Source organism: Kitasatospora sp. NPDC001547 (genome assembly GCF_042894165.1).
Classification (GTDB): Bacteria; Actinomycetota; Actinomycetes; order Streptomycetales; family Streptomycetaceae; genus Kitasatospora.
In genome coordinates this window covers 1-2,199 of the sequence record NZ_JBIAVL010000055.1, presented here as the reverse complement: position 1 = coordinate 2,199, position 2,199 = coordinate 1, and the positions used below count along the sequence as shown (strand labels likewise).

The following is a 2,199-nucleotide window of genomic DNA, read 5'->3' as shown; positions in this document are numbered from 1 at the left end:
GCGGGTACTCGGGTGTACGTGCTCGATGCCCGGCTGCGGCCGGTGCCGGTGGGTGTGGCGGGTGAGCTGTACCTGGCGGGTTCGGGTCTGGCCCGTGGTTACCTGGGCCGGGCGGGGCTGTCGGCTGAGCGCTTCGTGGCGAGCCCGTACGGCACCGGGGAGCGGTTGTACCGCACCGGTGACGTCGCCCGTTGGAACGCGGACGGCCAGGTGGAGTACCTGGGCCGTGCGGACGAGCAGGTGAAGGTCCGCGGGTTCCGGATCGAGCCGGGCGAGGTGCAGTCCGTCATCGCCGCGCATCCGCAGGTCGTCCAGGCGGCCGTGGTGGTCCGTGAGGACGTGCCGGGCGACATGCGGCTCGTCGCGTACGTGGTCCCGCAGGGTGCGGACGGTGCCGAACTCGCCGAGTCGGTCCGCGGGTTCGCCGCGCGCAGTCTGCCGGAGTACATGGTGCCCTCGGCGGTCGTCGTGCTGGACGCGCTGCCGCTGAACGTGAACGGCAAGCTGGACCGCAAGGCCCTGCCGGCTCCGGAGTACACGACCGGCGCGGGTCGTGGCCCGGCGAACGTGCGCGAGGAGATCGTCTGCGCGGCGTTCGCCGAGGTGCTGGGCCTGGAGGGCGTCGGCGTCGACGACGACTTCTTCCGCCTGGGCGGCCACTCCCTCCTCGGGATCCGTCTGGTGGAGGTGCTGCGTCAGCGGGGTGTCTCCGTCTCGGTGCGGGCGCTGTTCCAGTCGCCGACCCCGGCGGGGCTGGCGGTGGCGTCGGGTGCCGAGCAGGTCGTGGTGCCGGAGAACCTGATTCCGGTGGGCGCGACCGCGATCACGCCGGAGATGCTGCCGCTGGTCGACCTGACCGCGGAGGAGGTCGAGCGGGTCGTCGCCACCGTCGAGGGCGGCGCCGCGAACGTCGCGGACGTCTACCCGCTCGCCCCGCTCCAGGAGGGCCTGCTCTTCCACCACCTCCTCGCCCGTGACGAGGATGACGCCTATGTGATGCCCATCGTGCTGGAGTTCAGCTCGCGCGAGTGGCTGGACACCTTCCTCGACGCGCTGCGGCAGGTGATCGCCCGCCATGACATCCTGCGCACCGGCATCGTCTGGGAGGGGCTGCGGGAGCCGGTCCAGGTGGTCTGGCGCAGGGCCGACCTGCCGGTCACGGAGGTGGCTCTGAACCCGGAGGACTCCGACACGGTCGGGCAGTTGCTGGCCGGCGTCGGCATGTCGATGGACCTCGCCCAGGCGCCCCTGATCACCGCCCACGTCGCTCCTCTTCCCGGAACCGACGGCTGGGTGGCGCTGCTGCGCCTGCACCACATCGTCCAGGACCACACCGCGCTCGAGGTGCTGCTGGCCGAGCTGGCCGCGTTCGTCGACGGCCGGGGCGGCGAGCTCGCCGAGCCGCTGCCGTTCCGGGACTTCGTCGCCCAGACGCGGACCGGGGCGGACACCGCCGGGCACGAGCGCTACTTCGACGGCCTGCTGGCGGATGTCACCGAAGGCACCGCACCGTACGGCGCGGTGAACGTGCGCGGTGACGGGGCGGGCGTGGTCCGCGCCAAGGTCGCCTTCGAGTCCGAGCTGGACGTGCGGCTGCGCGAGGTTTCCCGCAAGCTGGGAGCGAGTGCGGCAACGGTGGTGCACGTCGCCTGGTCGCGCGCCCTCGCGGTCATGGCGGGCCGCGACGACGTGGTGTTCGGCACCGTCCTCTTCGGGCGGATGAACGCGGGTGCGGCCTCGGACCGGGTGCCCGGTCCGTTCATGAACACGCTGCCGGTGCGGGTGCGGACGGGCGAACTCGGTGTGCTGGACGCGGTGTGGGCGATGCGTGACCAGCTCGCGGAGCTGCTGGAGCACGAGCACGCCCCGCTCGCCCTGGCCCAGAGCGCCAGTGGCATCGAGGGCGGCAGTCCGCTGTTCTCCGCGCTGTTCAACTACCGCCACAACACGGAGGAGGAGGCCCCGGCGCCGATCCGGCCCGTGGACCGGCCGGCGGGCGGCTACCGCACGCTGTTCGCCCGGGAGCTGACCAACTACCCGCTCACCGTCTCGGTGGACGACGACGGCGACGCGATCGGCCTGGCGGTGGACGCGGTGTCCCCGATCGACCCCCTGGCGGTCGGTGTGCTGGTGCGGACGGCTGTCGAGGGTCTGGTGGCGGCGTTGGAGGTGGCGCTGGACGGTGGTCCGCAGGTGCCG

General features: G+C 72.7%; 1 protein-coding gene. It reads left to right on the top strand.

Translation table 11 applies throughout. The features are described from left to right. Window positions 1-12 precede the first annotated feature (12 nt). Window positions 13-2,199 (top strand): condensation domain-containing protein (locus ACFY0X_RS36820; RefSeq protein ID WP_387760884.1); only part of this gene is annotated, 2,187 nt, incomplete at its 3' end.